We start from the raw sequence: 13,559 nt of genomic DNA on the forward strand, positions 1-13,559 counted from the left end.
GACTGCCGAGGTGACCGACAGCACTAAGTGGTCAGTGCCTTTCTGAGCCTGGCCGGGTCGACCCGCCAGAAGTCGTGCTGCTTGCCGTCCACGAAGGTGACCGGGATCTGCTCGCCGTACTCGGTGAACAACCGGTCATCCTGGGTGATGTCGACCTCGGTCCAGTCGACGCCCAGCTCGGCACAGACCTGCTGGACGATCACCCGGGCGTCGTCGCAGAGGTGGCAGCCGGGTTTGCCGTAGAGCGTGACGCGGGTCATTTCCTCAACTGTCCCTTGGCGACCTTGCCGGTGACCGAGTGCGGCAGGTGGTCGACCACCTCGATCTCGACCGGGCACTTGAACCGCGCCAGCCGCGTCCCGGCGTACTCCAGGACCTCAGCAGTGTCGATCGACGCTCCGGTCTCCGGTACGACGAACGCCTTCACCGCTTCCCCGGTCTCCTCGGACGGTACGCCGATCACCGCCGACTCACGGACGCCGGGAGCGCCGACGAGGACCTCCTCGACCTCGCTCGGGAAGACGTTGAAACCGGACACGATGATCAGCTCGCGCAACCGGTCGACCAGGAACAGGTCGCCGTCGGCATCCAGGTAGCCGACGTCACCGGTGCGGTACCAGCCGTCCTCGTCCGGGCCGTCGACGCCGTCCGGCCAGTAGCCGGAGAACAGGTTGCCGCCGCGGATCACGATCTCGCCGGGGTCGTCGCCCTCGACGTCCTCACCCTGCTCGTCGGCGATCCGCAGTTCGAGATTCGGCACCGGGCGGCCGACCGAGCCCGGCTTCGGGTCGTGCTCGCCGAGGGTCGTGGTGACACCCGGGGACGCCTCGGTCAAGCCGTAGCCCTGGTGGACGAACTTCCCGGTCTCCTGCTCGAACCGGTCGGCGAGCGCGCGATCGAGGGTCGACGCACCGGTCAGGACGACCTTGACCGTCCGCATCGCGTCGCGCAGGTCGGGCCGGGCCAGCAGGGCGTGCAGGGCCGGCGGCGCGAGCGGCAGCCGCGTCACGCCGTACTTGCTGATCAGATCGAGCGTGTGCGTGGAGTCGAAGCGCTGATCGATGATTAGCGCGGCGCCGGTCGCGACCGCCCAGCCGAGCACGGCGTTCAGGCCGAACGCGTGGAACATCGGCAACACGCCGAGAACGATGTCCTCGGGGCCCATCCGGTCCTCGCCCAGCTCGGAAAGATTCTTCACGTTCGCCGCCAGCGCGCGGTGGGAGAGCATCGCGGCCCGCGGGTCGCCACTGGTTCCGGAGGTGTAGAGCAGGACCGCGAGGGTCTCCGGGTCGAACTGCGGAAGTAACGGAGCGTTACCGGCGAGCTCGCCGGCCCGGACCGTCCGGAGACCCTCGATCTTGCTCGCGAGATCCCCGTCGGCGACCGCCAGGCGGGCTCCGGAATGCGCCACGACGGTGCTGATCTCGCTCGCCGTGAGCCCTGTGTTCAGCGGTACGGCGACCAGGCCGGCGCGAAGAACTCCCAGGTAGGACGTGACGAAGTCGACGCTGTTGGCGAGCAGCAGAATGACCCGGTAGCCCGGCACCAGACCGGCCGCGGAGAACCCCTGGGCGGCCCTGTCCACCGCGGCGTCGAGCTCGCTCCAGGTCAGCCGCCGGTCGCCGTCGACCAGCGCGAGACGTTCACCGTGACGTTGCGCTGTGTCACGAAGAATGTCCGCGAAATTGAAGATCACCAGGCGAGTCTGTCATGAGCCGCTAAGGTGCTCTCCCGTGGTTGGGGGTTGTTCACGCGATCTGTGCGCGAGGGCGGGGCTGGGGCGGGAGGGGCGGGAGATTCGGACCGATCGGCACGCTCGGAACGGTTGCAGCAGAGCGTGACGGGATATATACAGGTGAACTCGTGGGCGACCTTCTGCTGAACCTCACACTGCAGAAACCGTCCGCGCGGGGAGACCATGCGCGATGAACCCCGACAGCAGGCTGCTCCGTCATGCGGGAAGCAGCCGGCTGGCGCATTCGTGACGATCGGACCGGACGGAAGGCGGCACGCCTCGGACTGTTGACAGCGGGTGCTCGAAGCGTAACGCTCGGTGCTGTCTCAGCCGCTGTGGCCATTCGCGGATGTGTCAGAAGACGTGCCAGTTGAACGGGGAGAAATCTTGACGACGCCGGAGCCAAGCCCGGACGGGATGAGACGTGCAGAGCTCGTCGATCGCGCCCAGGCCGGGGACGTCGGTGCCTTCGGTGAGCTCTACGACGAGTACTCGCTCACCGTCTATCGCTACATCTACGCACGGGTGTCGTCCTCGGCACTCGCCGAGGACCTGACCAGTGAGACGTTCGTCCGGGCGCTGCGGGCGCTGGACTCGTTCCGCTGGCAGGGCCGGGATTTCGGCGCCTGGCTGGTGACGATCGCCCGGAACCTGATCACCGACCACTACAAGTCCGGCCGGGTCCGGCTCGAGGTGGTCACGGACGAGATCGAGACGCACGACCGGCAGACCGAGGGGCCGGAGGTCGACGTACTGGCCGCCGCCACCGCCGAGGTACTGCGGGACGCCGTCGCGAACCTGCCCGACGAGCAACGCGACTGCCTGACGATGCGATTCTTCGCCGGTTTGTCGATCGCGGAAACGGCCAAGGCGCTGGAGAAGTCCGAAGGCGCCGTCAAGCAACTGCAACTGAGGGCCGTACGGCACTTGGCGAAGGTTATCCCCAAGGACTTGAGGTGAGGCGGATGACAACGAATGTCTTTCGTAACCCGTCAGGGAGTTTCCTCGTTTGCCTGATGAGGACCTGTCGGTGACCCCGACTGGCCATTGAGGAGAACGAGAACTCATGAGTGACCTACACAGGGCTCGAGCGCGCGCGGAGACCTTCGCGCACGCCGTCGATCACGGGCCCCGTCACTCTTCGCGACTGAGCGATGACCCCGAGCTGATGGAAGCTGTGGAACTGGTCGGACGGCTGAGGACCGCCGGCGCAGTGGCACCGCGACCGGAGTTCAGTGCCGAACTGCGGCACCGCCTGCTGGAGCAGGCGGCGGCAAGAGCGGCTACGACGACTCCGACGATGGTGCGCAGCACACCGGACGACTCGGACGACCCGCCGACCCGCGAGGACGTCGACGCGTCCGTGACAGATATCCGCCGCCATCGTCACGGCCGGCGCATCCGGCTCGTGGCCAGTACCGCCGCGCTGGTCCTGCTCGGAGGTGGCATCGGTTCTGCCGCCGCCGCTCAGCAGGCGATGCCCGGTGACACCTTGTACGGGATGAAGCGAGGCATCGAGAACGTCGCCACCAACGTCGGGGTCGGCGACGACTCCCGCGGCCGGCGCGATCTCGAGCACGCGATGACCCGGCTGTCCGAAGTCCGCGCGCTGGCCGAGTCCGGCGGTGACGTGGGCACGATCAACTCCACCCTCGACGACTTCTCGGCACAGGCTCGCAAGGGCGTGTCCCGGCTGGTCGCGTCGTACCAGCAGGATGGCGACGCCGGTTCGATCACGGCGGTCACGGGGTTCATCACCAGCGCCCGCCAGGCTCTTGGTGAGCTCGCACCGAAGCTGCCGCCGGAATCACTGAAGTCCGCCGTCGAGGCGCTCGCCACCATCGAGCAGCTGGCCCAGCACACCTCGGCCGCCTGCCCGAAGTGCGAGCAGCCGAAGCCGGCCAAGGGCGGCAACCAGCCGGCCGCGCCGAACAACGGCAACGAGCCGACGAACCCGGTCAACGGCGGTCCGAGCGCGGGCCCGTCCAGCAAGCCGACCACGGGTCCGAGCGCCACGCCGAGTACGGCGCCGAGCCAACTGCCGAACACGACGATCGTGCAGGAGTCCAACACTCCTCCACCGAGTCTGAAGACACCCCCGAAGCCGTCGTCGTCGAGCTCCAACCCGACGACGACCCCGACGGTCGTCCCCACCCTCCCCACCCCAGGCACACCGTCATGGCCCTGGCCGTTCCCGACGCTGTCCCTCCCGAGCACGCCGATCATCAATCTCCCCGGCGTCATCCAGACCCTCCTTCCCCCATGGAAGTAGGTCCCTGACACCAAGAAGCCCGGCGCGATCCCGCGCCGGGCTTCGTGTTTTCCAGGTCCGTCAGAAGAAGACGCTGCGGCGTTGCATGAGGAGGGCGTAGAGGGTCTGCTGGATGGTTTCGCGGACCTGGTCGGTGACGTTGAAGACGAGCATCGGGTCGTCGGCGGCACCCTCGGCGAAGTCGTCGGTGCGGATCGGCTCGCCGAACTCGATCAGCCACTTGGACGGCAGCGGGATCAGCCCGAGCGGCCCGAGCAGCGGGAAGAACGGTGTGATCGGGATGTACGGCACGCCGAGCAGCCGGGCCAATGACGCGATGTTCCCGACCAGCGGATAGATCTCCTCGGCGCCGACGATCGAGCACGGCACGATCGGCACACCCGTCCGCATCGCCGCGCTGACGAAACCGCCCCGGCCGAACCGCTGCAGCTTGTATCGCTCGCTGAACGGCTTCCCGATCCCCTTGAACCCTTCCGGCCACACGCCGACCAGGTCACCCCGCCCGAGCAGCCGCTCGGCGTCGTCGTTGCTCGCCAGCGTGGCGCCGCCCTTACGCGCCAGCTCGCCCACGAACGGCGTCTGGAACACCAGGTCGGCCGCGAGCGTCCGCAGCGGCCGGTTCGCGTGGTCGGCGACGATCAACTGGGTGACGAGCCCGTCCAGCGGCATCGTCCCGGAGTGGTTCGCGACGATCAAGGCGCCGCCGGTGTCCGGGATGTTCTCCACGCCACGGACCTCGACCCGGAACCACTTCTCCGCCATCGGCCGCAGCAGCGGCAGCAACACCTGGTCGGTCAAGTCCGGGTCGTACCCGAACTCGTCGACCTCGTACTCCCCGCTCAACCGCCGCCGCAGGAACGCGAGCCACTCCGCGACCCGCCGCTCCCCTTCTTCGCCGAACAGGTCGCGCACGACCCGCTCGAGCCCGGCGAAGTCGAGAGCAGCCGGGGCCTCGACCAACGGAAGATCCTCGACGACCGGCTCGATCGGCAGCTCTGCGGTCTGGCTGCTCGCAGGCTTCTTCTTGGCGGACCGGCCGGCGCGTGGTCCGGCGAGTGCGCGCGCGGCCGCGGAGGGCGTCGTACGACGGCCGCTGCCGCGACCCGGCCGACCGCCAGAACCGATCGGGATCACATCGGCGTCAGCCACGCAGCGCCCCCAGCCCGGCGCTGAGCAGCTGGGACGCCTGGGAGACGGCACCCGGGCCGAGCGAGTCACGGAAGGCATCGAAGGCGCCGGCGGTCGTGTACTCCGGCTCGAACCCGAACTCGGTCCGCATCCGCGTCGTGTCCACCGCGCGCCCGTAGGTCAGGAAGGTGATCTGGTCCGGCGAGAAGTCCGCCAGCCGGGCCCGGCGTACGGCGGCCGCCGTGCTGGACGCGGTGAACGGGGGCAGCCGCAGGGCCGGCCGGCCGAGCCGGCGGATCGCCTGGGAGAGCGCGAGGATCCCGTCACCGGCCAGGTTGAAGGTCCCGGGCAGGTCGTTGACGGTGGCATGGTGGATCGCCTCGACGCCGTCGTCCTCGTGCAGGAACTGGAGGCGGGCGTCGTACCCGAAGACCGTCGGGATGACAGGCATCGAAAAGTACCGGGTGATCGGGGAGTCGGTCTTGGGGCCGATCCAGTTCGCCATCCGGAGGGTGGAGACGCAGACGTCGGGCCGGCGCCGTGCGAAGCCGCGCACGTACCCCTCGACCTCGACCGCGTCCTTACTCAGCCCGGTCTGATGGATCGCCCGCGGCGCCATCTCCTCGGTGAACATGGCCGGGTCCCGCGGACCCGCGCCGTACACGGTGGTGGACGACTTCACCACCAGCTTGGCCACTCCGGGCGCCTTCTGACAGGCGGCCAGCAACTGCATGGTGCCGATGACGTTGATCTCTTTCATCGACGACCGACCGCCGGCACTGCCCGGGGTGGCCACGACGCCGGTGTGGACGACCGTATCGACGTCCTCGGCGGCGATCACCTTCGCGATCACGGGGTTGCGAATGTCGGCCCGGACGAACCGGACCCGGCCCAGCTCGGCCCGTGGCGGAACCACATCGATGCCGAGCACCGTGCCGATCGACGGGTCGTCGGCCAGCCTGCGGGCACAGCGAGCACCGGCGTCTCGCGAGACGCCGGTCACCATCACCACCTGTGCCACGAGAGACCCCCAGCCAGACAGCAACCCCACACAACGCCGCACCGGACCCCGGTGCGGCCGGAACTGCTTACTTGCCGAGCTTGCGGCGCTGCACCCGCGTCTTCTTCAGCAGCTTGCGGTGCTTCTTCTTCGCCATACGCTTACGGCGCTTCTTGATAACCGAACCCACAGTGGACCTTCCAAACCTAAAGAGAGCGTCGGCAAAGCTTACCCGCTGGCGTGCTGAGCGGATAATCCGTGCGTAGCTCCGGTGTCCAGGTGGGTGCATCGCAAGGCGGCGGGAGGGCCTCGATGCGGTGTTTCATCGTGGCCCTCCCGCCAACGCAGCGAGGTGCCCGCATGGGCGCCGGAGATGCGTGCGGAGTATCCGCTCAGCACGTCTGGGTCGTCTTCCCGACCTAAAGCGGGCGACTGGGTAGGCTGGAGGCTCGACCTGGGGAGGCTGGCATGAGGGCTCGGTACGACGGTCTGGCCGACTGGTACGAGGAACGGTTCGTGGCCGGCGCGGAGCCGCATCAGCCCGGACTGCTCGACCTTCTCGGCCCCGGATCCGGCCCATGCCTGGACATCGGCTGCGGCACCGGGCGCAACTTCGAGACCATCCGCGCGACCGGCCGCTCCGTCGTCGGCGTGGACTACTCCGCCGACCAGCTCCGGGTGGCCCGGACCCGCACCGACGGTCCGCTGATGGTCGCGGATGCCGCCGTACTGCCGTTCCCCGATGAGTCCTTCGACACCGCGATGGTGATGTGGATCTCCACCGACGTGGACGACTTCGGCAAGGTCCTCCGGGAGGCGACCCGGGTACTGCGTCCTGGCGGTGTGCTGGTGACATACGGCGTACATCCCTGCTTCAACGGCCCGCACGTCGTCTACAACGGCGACGACGGCAGTCGCTTGATTCATCCGAACTACCGCACACCCGGCTGGCACGACGAGTCGCCGTGGTGGGCCGAGGACGGCATCCGCCGCCGCGTCGGCATGCGCCACACTCCCCTCGCCGAGTACCTCAACGCCTTCCTCAGCACCGGCCTCACCCTCGAACACTTCGAAGAGCCCGGCGGCTTCGAGGTCCCGCATGCCCTCGCCGTCCGCGCCCGGCGTCCCGCACTTGGCTGACTGACGCGAAAGCCAGGTTCACGCGGCCTTGCGGACGGGGATCTGGACGATCGGGTCGGTGAGGACGGCCAGGTGGGGGCGGGTGGTGGTGGCCTGGTCGGACGTGGTGGTCGCGTAGGCGGCCGGGGTGAAGGCAACGGCGGCGAAGCCCAGGCTGACGATGGTGCCGGCGGCAACGGTCTTCACGATCTTCGTGCGCATCAGGTGCTCCCTGGAGGTCCGGGGCCGGGACTCGTTCCCGGCGATGACTCAATCCTGGGTCCCCGCACTGCGACCCTCCTGTGAGCTTCCTGGGAGCTTCCTGGGAGCCCTGAGTCGAAGGTCAGGCGACGGTCGCGGTGATGGTGACGGGGATGTTGCCGCGGGTGGCCTTCGAGTAGGGGCAGATCTGGTGGGCGGCGGCGCCTAGTTCGTCGGCGGTCTGCTGATCGACACCGCTGACCTCGAGGTTGAGTACGGCGCTCAGGCTGAAGTCGTCGTCCTCGTGGTGCAACGTCACTTCCGCGATCACGGCCAGGTCGGCCAGCCGGATGTGGCGTGCGGCCGCGGCACGCTTGACCGCACCGAGGAAACAGGACGACCAGCCGACGGCGAACAACTGCTCCGGGTTCGTCGCGTCCCCCTTGCCGCCGAACTCCTTCGGGACCGCCAGGGTCACGTCGAGCAGACCGTCGCTGGTGAACGTCCGGCCGCCGTTGCGTCCCTCGCCGGTAGCCGTCGCGACCGCGGTGTAGCTCGTGCTCATGTCTTGATGCCCTTCTGCTCGATGCCGGTCCGCCGCTTGCGTCACCGGTCTAACAGGTGACGATGTTGGCATCCGCTCGCGTCACCTGTCAAACTGGTGACGTGGAACATTCCTTTCCGTGTGGCAACACCGCCCTCGACTTCGTGGGCACGCTGAAGGCTCGGCGCAACGACGTACCGCGGGAGGCCTTGCGCGCGCCGGCGAGCCTGCAGTCGTGGCTGCGCGAGTCGGGCGTCGTCGACGGCGACACCGAGTGCGGTCCGGGCGACGTGACCACCGCGATCGCACTGCGCGAGGCGATCTACTCGCTGGTGGCCGCGCGGTTGTTCGGCGGCGAGTACGACGCCGAACAGATGGATGTGCTGAACGACGTGGCTCGCGGGCCGGCGGCGATTCCTCAGCTCACTGCGGCTGGTCGGCGTACCGAGGCCACTGCAGACCAGGCGCTGTCGTCGATCGCTCGCGAGGCGATCGCGATCCTCGGTGGCACCGATGCCGAGCTACTGAAGGAATGCGGTCGGCCGGAGTGCACCCAGGTCTACCTCGACCGGTCGCGGGGCAGTCGCCGCGAATGGTGCGCGATGGAGACCTGCGGGAACAAGATGAAGGCCCGCGCCTACAGGGCTCGCAAACGCTCTGAAACCACCGCCTAGCCCCAACGGGTCAGAGGTAGTTGGCTATGGGGCCGAGGGTTACGAGGGCTGAGCCGGCGGCTTGTTGTGTTGTGGCGGGGGCCAGGGCGGCTTGGGCGCGGGTTAGGCGTTCGTGGTGACCGAGGGCCTTGGCTGCGTGGGCTGTTAGGCACCAGAGGACCTCCAGCAGGAGGCCTGGCGAGGGCTCGGGGGTGACCTGGAGGGCTGCGGCTGCCTCGGCTGTGCGGTTCTGGGACAGCAGCACGACTGGGCGGGTCCACGGCTCATACGGGCCGTAGTCGGCGTCAGGGACGGGCAGGCCGTGCCGCACGTGGTGACAGGCAAGAGCCAACGCCAGCAAGCCTTCCTGCAACCCTGGCATGCCCGCGCCTTCCAGCAGCTCAGCTGCCTCGCGGTAAGCCGGCTCCGTGTCCAAGCGCATCGCCCGGTACCACTGCGTGAAGACACCCACCAACGGGAGCTCATGGCGAGCGGCGAGCGCATCGGCGGCCGCTGCGTGGTGGTCTGCGGTGGCGAAGTCGCCGAGCGCACTCCGCGCCTGCAGTCGGACCAGCTGACCGAGGACCTCATACGTGACCAGCCCATGCCGCTCCGACAGGTCGATCATCAACTCCTCCCCGATCGCATCGCGCTGTGGCGCAAGGCCCGCGCGATCGCAGGTCTGCATGAACACACCGTTCAGCGCGAACGCAAGCAACACCGGATCATCAAGCCCACGGGCGATCTCCTCCGCCTCACGCGCTGCCTCCGCAGCACGGGGCTCCCTCGAACCTCGCGACTCCAGCGCGATCGTCGCGAGCAGCCGAGCCCGGGTCGCCTGATGCTGCTGTGTCCGCAGCGCCCGCTCAGCCGCCGCAACAATCGCAGCAGCCTGCGCTTCGTCGTCCGACCGCATCCAGATCGCCGGTACGTCGTACGCACCGATCACCCTCGCCGTCAGGTCAAGATCACCAAGCTCCTCGGCCGCAGTGATGGCAGCAAGCCGGTGGCGACGTGCTGCCTCGAGCCCACCGCCTCCTGTCACCGCGAGGTTGCGCAGCAAGCCCACCGTCGACTCCAGCCGCGCACGAGCGCCTGTGCCAACAGTCCGGTCGTACGCCGCGGCAGCCTCCTCCCACACTCGTCCTGCCGAGACAGGCTCCAAGTGCTCGGCCTGGTTGAGTATGTCGGTCTCCAGGCGACTCAACGCAGTACCAGGATCCACACCGAGCTGGTCGATCAGCATCGACCGGGCACGCCGTAGTACCGCCAGAGCATCGCCCTGCCGACCAGTCCGGTAGAGCGCGAGAGCCAGCAACCGCCACGCCTCTTCACGCCACGGATGCTCGGTCACATGGGCATCCAGCTCGGGCACAGCCTCGGCTGCAAGGCCTAGCGTGAGTTGAGCCTCGGCCTGGCGCTCCACAGCTCGCAGCCGCAACTCGGTGAGCCGTGACCGCTCTGCCTGCGCCCAGTCCTCGTCGGCGAAGTCGGCGTACGCAGGACCACGCCACAACGCCAGACCCTTCGACAGCTCCGTCAACAGCTCCCCCGCAGGCAGTGCGGCAGCTACCGCCTTCTCGAACCGCCAGGCGTCAACCGCCTCCGTGCGCAAGGCGTAGCCAGGCCCCTCGGTCACCAGCAGGCGGGCCGGTGTACGCGGCGCGCGGTCCGGTTCCAGCGCGCGCCGCAGCGACGCCACAAAGGTCCGAACGGCGCTCAGCGCGCCATCTGGCGGGTCGACCCACAGATCGTCGACCAGCCGGGACGCCGGTACGACGCGTCCGCGCGCGACGATCAGCCGGGCCAGCACCGCCCGATGCCGCGGACCCTTCAGGGCGACCGGCCGCCCGGCGTCATCCCAGGCCACCACCGGCCCGAGCACCCCGAATTCCACCCGGCCACCGTAGCGCTCATCCATTGCTCATCCGCGTCCGGAAGGCTGACGACCATGAAGATCAACGGATTCGACTACCAGCGCGTCACCGGCGTGGGCGGTGTCTCGCTGAACGTCGCGGTCGGCGGCTCCGGTACGCCGATCGTGCTGCTGCACGGGTTCCCGCAGACGCACCTGATGTGGCGCCACGTCGCCACCGACCTGGCCGCCGACCACACCGTCATCTGCCCCGACCTCCGCGGCTACGGCGCCAGCGACAAGCCCGCAGACGACTACTCGAAGCGGGTGATGGCCGCCGACATCGTGGCGGTGGCGCGCGAACTCGGCCACACCACCTTCGCCCTGGCCGGCCACGACCGCGGCGCGCTCGTCGCCTTCCGGGCCGGTCTCGACCACCCGGACGTGATCACCCACCTGATGTGCCTCGACGTACTTCCGACCCTCGACATGTGGGACGTGATGCACGGAACCACCGCCGCCGTCGGCTTCCACCTGTTCCTGATGGCGCAACCACCCGGCCTGGCCGAGACCATGATCGCCGCCAGCGCGGACACCTTCTTCGACCACTTTCTGACTCTGTGGGCGAAAGACAGCGAAGCGATCCCCGCCGACGTCCGCGCCGCCTACCTGGACGCCTGCCGCGCCGCCGTCCCGTCGATCGTGGCGGACTACCGCGCATCGGCGACGATCGACGTCACCCACGATCAAGCAGATCTTGCTGCGGGCAACAAGCTGCGGATGCCGACGACCGTGATCCAGCAGGACTGGGGTGCGGCCCTCGGCTTCGACGCCCAGGCCCTGTGGCGCGCCTGGTCGACCGACCTCGACCACCAGACGACTTCCGCCGGTCACTTCATGGCCGAGGAGTCCCCGGCAGAGATCACGACGGCCATTCGCGACCTACTGAAGCGCTGATCCGAGATAGGCCGCCGACTCGGCCAGAGCGTCGAGCGCCCCAGGCAGCGCCGGACTGACCAGGCTGCCGTTGCGCTTGACCGCAGTACCACCGACGAAAACTGTGTCGACGTTGCCGGGATGGGCCGAGGTGACGACGGTCGCGATCGGGTCGCCGAGGTGCGCGACCAGGTTGAGATCCGTCCGGCGCAACAGGACGAGATCCGCCTGGTTGCCCACGGCAAGCGAACCGACATCGGTCAGACCGAGGGCGCGAGCGCCCTCCAGCGTGGCGATCCGCAGTACGTCGGCCGCCGTGAACGTCTGGTAGCCGAGGGCGAGGAGTTCACGCATCGCGGTGAACATGTCACCGGCCCCTGAGGTGACCGCATCGACGCCCAGGCCGAGACCCGCTCCGGCGGCGCGCAACCGTGGCGCCAGCGGTTCACCCATCTCCATCCGCGCCTCGACGGTCGGTGTCACCGAGACAGCCGCGCCGGACTCCGCGATCAGCTTCAACTCGGAGTCCGGCAGATTGTTGCCGTGGATGTACAGCGTGTTGGACCGCAACAGACCGGCATCCCGCAGCCGCGTGATCGGATCCAGCGCCAGCGAACTACTACTGATGTGAACCACGACCGGAAGTCCGAGCGAGTCCGCCAGCTCCCAGTCCGCCCGGACGGTCTCGAACGGCACAAACGAGGGACCGATCGCCGCCACCGCGAGACCGATCCGCTCTGACGCGCGATCCATGATCCTGCGCATACCGTCCGCACTGACGGCAGAGCCGCTCAACGGCAACGGCCCATAGCCGAACACCGCCCGGATTCCGCTGTCCCGCAGGGCATCCAGCGCGGCATCGGCGTGCGCGTCGGACGACTGCACATGGGAGAAGTCCTGCACCGTCGTGACGCCGGCATCCAGACACTCGAATGCGCCCACGAGGTTGCCCGCAGCAACATCTTCCGGGCGAAAGCGGGTACCGTAGCCGCCGATCACTCGCTCGAGGTACACGCCGAGATCGGCATCGACCGCCACCCCGCGCAACGCGGTCTCCCACAGATGCCGATGCGTGTCCACGAATCCCGGCAGCACGATCCGCTCGGTCGCGTCGATCACCTCGACGCCGGCCGCCTCGACATCCGCGATCAGCCCCGGCCCGACCGCCGCGATTCGTCCGTCCTCGATCAGTACGTCAGTCTCCCGCCGAGCCATCACCTCCGGCTCGGTGTCGATCACCAATCCACCGCGCAGCAACGTCCGCATCCATTTCTCCTCACTAGAAAGCTTTAAAGAAAGCTATCACCAAAGACACCTAGACTGTCAACGGACGGAAGGAGGTCCGGTGGGCGAGAGCGGCGATCCGGTGGATCGGTTGATCGCTTCATGGCAGCGGGAGTTGCCGGAGGTGCTCTATCCGACGAGCGAGCTGGCCAAGCGGATCATGGTGCTCGCGGCGGAGCTGAACGAGGCGACCCGGCGGGTGCTGCGCGACCTCGGGCTCACCACCGCGGAGTTCGACGTGATCGTTTCGCTGCGCCGGTCAGGAGCGCCGTACCGGCAGAAGCCGTCCGATCTGAGCCGGAGCCTGCTGCTGTCCTCCGGCGGGACCAGCAACGTGACGAACCAGCTGGTCCGGCGCGAGCTCGTCGTCCGTGAACCGGATCCCGAGGACGGTCGCGGCACTCAGATCCGCCTCACCGACGAGGGCAGGGCGCTCGCCGAGCGCGCCGTCCAGGCCAGCTCGGCCGCTCACCACGAGCTGTGGGCGGGCATCCCGGACGAGACCCTCAAACAAGCCGGCGCCGCGCTGCGCGAGCTGTTCCGGCCATAACTCCCGGACATAACGAGGCGGCCGGCCCCCTGAGGGATCCGGCCGCCTCGCATCTCGTGGTTATCCGGCTTGAAAGTAAGCGCCCTTGAGGTAGTCGTGCACGGCGTCCTCGGAGACCCGGAACGAACGACCCACCCGCACCGCGGGCAGCTCACCGGAGTGCACCAACCGGTACACCGTCATCTTGGACACGCGCATGGCCGTGGCGACCTCCGCCACGGTCAGGAACTTCACCTCGGCGAGCGGCTGCTCACCACCGGACTTCTTTGATGCCATTGCGCA

Annotated in this window: 16 protein-coding genes; 6 read left to right on the top strand and 10 right to left on the bottom strand. The window is 68.4% G+C overall.

Features of this window, described 5'->3' with window-relative positions:
* Positions 1–23: 23 nt before the first annotated feature.
* Positions 24–260: a glutaredoxin family protein gene (locus ACGFIF_RS19460; RefSeq protein WP_393156098.1), complete on the bottom strand. Its 237-nt coding sequence runs from the start codon at positions 258–260 to the stop codon at positions 24–26.
* Positions 257–1,696 (bottom strand): class I adenylate-forming enzyme family protein, encoded by a 1,440-nt coding sequence (locus tag ACGFIF_RS19465; protein WP_393156099.1) that lies wholly within the window; start codon positions 1,694–1,696, stop codon positions 257–259. The genes ACGFIF_RS19460 and ACGFIF_RS19465 overlap by 4 nt, the downstream gene beginning before the upstream one ends.
* Before the next feature lie 456 nt (positions 1,697–2,152).
* Here ACGFIF_RS19465 and ACGFIF_RS19470 point away from each other — a divergent pair, with 456 nt between their 5' ends.
* Positions 2,153–2,695: a sigma-70 family RNA polymerase sigma factor gene (locus tag ACGFIF_RS19470; protein ID WP_132209913.1), complete on the top strand. Its 543-nt coding sequence runs from the start codon at positions 2,153–2,155 to the stop codon at positions 2,693–2,695.
* Positions 2,696–2,903: 208 nt separating this feature from the next.
* A complete protein-coding gene (locus tag ACGFIF_RS19475) occupies positions 2,904–4,007 on the top strand; it encodes a DUF5667 domain-containing protein (protein ID WP_393156101.1) in 1,104 nt (367 codons plus the stop codon).
* Between the two features lie 60 nt (positions 4,008–4,067).
* Here ACGFIF_RS19475 and ACGFIF_RS19480 read toward each other — a convergent pair whose 3' ends face one another.
* The 3 genes from ACGFIF_RS19480 to ACGFIF_RS19490 all read right to left on the bottom strand — a co-directional run bounded on the left by ACGFIF_RS19480 (position 4,068) and on the right by ACGFIF_RS19490 (position 6,325).
* A complete protein-coding gene (locus ACGFIF_RS19480; RefSeq protein WP_393156102.1) occupies positions 4,068–5,156 on the bottom strand; it encodes a lysophospholipid acyltransferase family protein in 1,089 nt (362 codons plus the stop codon).
* The gene (locus ACGFIF_RS19485; protein WP_393156103.1) at positions 5,149–6,156 is read right to left on the bottom strand and encodes an NAD-dependent epimerase/dehydratase family protein; all 1,008 of its coding nucleotides are present in this window, start codon (positions 6,154–6,156) and stop codon (positions 5,149–5,151) included. Before ACGFIF_RS19485 ends, ACGFIF_RS19480 begins: the two co-directional genes overlap by 8 nt.
* Positions 6,157–6,223: 67 nt before the next feature.
* The gene (locus ACGFIF_RS19490) at positions 6,224–6,325 is read right to left on the bottom strand and encodes a 30S ribosomal protein bS22 (protein ID WP_008356322.1); all 102 of its coding nucleotides are present in this window, start codon (positions 6,323–6,325) and stop codon (positions 6,224–6,226) included.
* Positions 6,326–6,603: 278 nt separating this feature from the next.
* Between ACGFIF_RS19490 and ACGFIF_RS19495 the strand changes: the two genes are divergently transcribed.
* A complete protein-coding gene (locus ACGFIF_RS19495) occupies positions 6,604–7,275 on the top strand; it encodes a class I SAM-dependent methyltransferase (RefSeq protein ID WP_393156104.1) in 672 nt (223 codons plus the stop codon).
* A gap of 18 nt (positions 7,276–7,293) precedes the next feature.
* Here the strand turns inward: ACGFIF_RS19495 and ACGFIF_RS19500 are convergent, their stop codons facing one another.
* Both ACGFIF_RS19500 and ACGFIF_RS19505 read right to left on the bottom strand, forming a co-directional pair.
* Positions 7,294–7,476 (bottom strand): hypothetical protein, encoded by a 183-nt coding sequence (locus tag ACGFIF_RS19500; RefSeq protein WP_393156106.1) that lies wholly within the window; start codon positions 7,474–7,476, stop codon positions 7,294–7,296.
* Positions 7,477–7,597: 121 nt separating this feature from the next.
* Positions 7,598–8,020, bottom strand: coding sequence for an organic hydroperoxide resistance protein (locus ACGFIF_RS19505; protein WP_393156107.1), 423 nt, complete (start codon positions 8,018–8,020; stop codon positions 7,598–7,600).
* Positions 8,021–8,121: 101 nt separating this feature from the next.
* Here ACGFIF_RS19505 and ACGFIF_RS19510 point away from each other — a divergent pair, with 101 nt between their 5' ends.
* Entirely contained in the window at positions 8,122–8,673 is a 552-nt protein-coding gene (locus tag ACGFIF_RS19510) for a CGNR zinc finger domain-containing protein (protein ID WP_393156109.1), read from the top strand.
* A 10-nt stretch (positions 8,674–8,683) separates the two neighbouring features.
* Here ACGFIF_RS19510 and ACGFIF_RS19515 read toward each other — a convergent pair whose 3' ends face one another.
* Positions 8,684–10,573 (bottom strand): BTAD domain-containing putative transcriptional regulator, encoded by a 1,890-nt coding sequence (locus tag ACGFIF_RS19515; protein ID WP_393156110.1) that lies wholly within the window; start codon positions 10,571–10,573, stop codon positions 8,684–8,686.
* A gap of 30 nt (positions 10,574–10,603) precedes the next feature.
* Here ACGFIF_RS19515 and ACGFIF_RS19520 point away from each other — a divergent pair, with 30 nt between their 5' ends.
* Positions 10,604–11,464, top strand: a complete 861-nt coding sequence (locus ACGFIF_RS19520) for an alpha/beta fold hydrolase (protein WP_393156111.1) — start codon at positions 10,604–10,606, stop codon at positions 11,462–11,464.
* Here ACGFIF_RS19520 and ACGFIF_RS19525 read toward each other — a convergent pair.
* Positions 11,450–12,709 carry an amidohydrolase family protein gene (locus ACGFIF_RS19525; protein ID WP_393156112.1) on the bottom strand — a complete coding sequence of 420 codons (1,260 nt, stop codon included), beginning with the start codon at positions 12,707–12,709 and terminating at the stop codon, positions 11,450–11,452. The two genes, ACGFIF_RS19520 and ACGFIF_RS19525, sit on opposite strands and share 15 nt — an antisense overlap.
* A gap of 79 nt (positions 12,710–12,788) precedes the next feature.
* Between ACGFIF_RS19525 and ACGFIF_RS19530 the strand changes: the two genes are divergently transcribed.
* Positions 12,789–13,277: a MarR family winged helix-turn-helix transcriptional regulator gene (locus ACGFIF_RS19530; protein ID WP_393156113.1), complete on the top strand. Its 489-nt coding sequence runs from the start codon at positions 12,789–12,791 to the stop codon at positions 13,275–13,277.
* A gap of 60 nt (positions 13,278–13,337) precedes the next feature.
* On the opposite strand, the gene ACGFIF_RS19535 is transcribed toward ACGFIF_RS19530, so the two are convergent.
* A complete protein-coding gene (locus tag ACGFIF_RS19535) occupies positions 13,338–13,553 on the bottom strand; it encodes a helix-turn-helix domain-containing protein (protein WP_132209923.1) in 216 nt (71 codons plus the stop codon).
* Positions 13,554–13,559 lie beyond the last annotated feature (6 nt).

This window comes from Kribbella sp. NPDC049174 (genome assembly GCF_043197365.1).
Taxonomy (GTDB): Bacteria; Actinomycetota; Actinomycetes; order Propionibacteriales; family Kribbellaceae; genus Kribbella.

Bases quoted from the DNA above. Each gene is read 5' to 3' on its own strand.
- ACGFIF_RS19460 (WP_393156098.1), bottom strand. From the start codon at position 260: ATGACCCGCGTCACGCTCTACGGCAAACCCGGCTGCCACCTCTGCGAC.
- ACGFIF_RS19470 (WP_132209913.1), top strand. From the start codon at position 2,153: ATGAGACGTGCAGAGCTCGTCGATCGCGCCCAGGCCGGGGACGTCGGT.
- ACGFIF_RS19475 (WP_393156101.1), top strand. From the start codon at position 2,904: ATGGAAGCTGTGGAACTGGTCGGACGGCTGAGGACCGCCGGCGCAGTG.
- ACGFIF_RS19495 (WP_393156104.1), top strand. From the start codon at position 6,604: ATGAGGGCTCGGTACGACGGTCTGGCCGACTGGTACGAGGAACGGTTC.
- ACGFIF_RS19500 (WP_393156106.1), bottom strand. From the start codon at position 7,476: ATGCGCACGAAGATCGTGAAGACCGTTGCCGCCGGCACCATCGTCAGC.
- ACGFIF_RS19505 (WP_393156107.1), bottom strand. From the start codon at position 8,020: ATGAGCACGAGCTACACCGCGGTCGCGACGGCTACCGGCGAGGGACGC.
- ACGFIF_RS19515 (WP_393156110.1), bottom strand. From the start codon at position 10,573: ATGGATGAGCGCTACGGTGGCCGGGTGGAATTCGGGGTGCTCGGGCCG.
- ACGFIF_RS19520 (WP_393156111.1), top strand. From the start codon at position 10,604: ATGAAGATCAACGGATTCGACTACCAGCGCGTCACCGGCGTGGGCGGT.
- ACGFIF_RS19525 (WP_393156112.1), bottom strand. From the start codon at position 12,709: ATGCGGACGTTGCTGCGCGGTGGATTGGTGATCGACACCGAGCCGGAG.
- ACGFIF_RS19535 (WP_132209923.1), bottom strand. From the start codon at position 13,553: ATGGCATCAAAGAAGTCCGGTGGTGAGCAGCCGCTCGCCGAGGTGAAG.